1 pseudogene is annotated in these 424 nt (G+C 69.3%); it reads left to right on the top strand.

From position 1 onward, the window contains the following. Positions 1 to 424 (top strand): annotated as a pseudogene (locus EOA32_RS37905) (sarcosine oxidase subunit alpha family protein); the annotation flags it as partial.

Below are 424 nucleotides of genomic sequence, written 5' to 3'. Positions count from 1 at the left end.
CCTCACCGAGCTGGAGCCGCGCTTCGGCGGCTCGGCCAACTGGTCCGGCGAGACCATCGACGGCATGCCGGCGGCCGACTGGGCGGCGCGCGCAGCCGGCCAGCTCGAAGGCAACGACAATGTGCGGCTTTTGCCGCGCACCACGGTCTGGGGCTACTATGACGGCAACACGCTTGCCGCGCTGGAGCGTGTCACCGACCACAAGGAGAGCCCCGCCAGGGGCGAGCCGCGCCACCGCTACTGGGCGATCCGCGCCAGGACCGTGGTGCTCGCCACCGGTTCCTTCGAACGGCCGCTCGTCTTTCCCGGCAATGACCGGCCGGGCGTCATGCTGGCGCATGCGGCGGAGCGTTACGCCAATGAATATGGCGTGCTGCCAGGCGAGCGGATTGCCCTCTTCACCAACAATGACAGCGCCTACCGC

The organism is Mesorhizobium sp. M1A.F.Ca.ET.072.01.1.1 (assembly GCF_004023325.1).
Taxonomy (GTDB): domain Bacteria; phylum Pseudomonadota; class Alphaproteobacteria; order Rhizobiales; family Rhizobiaceae; genus Mesorhizobium.
This window is presented reverse-complemented; position numbering and strand designations above follow the sequence as displayed.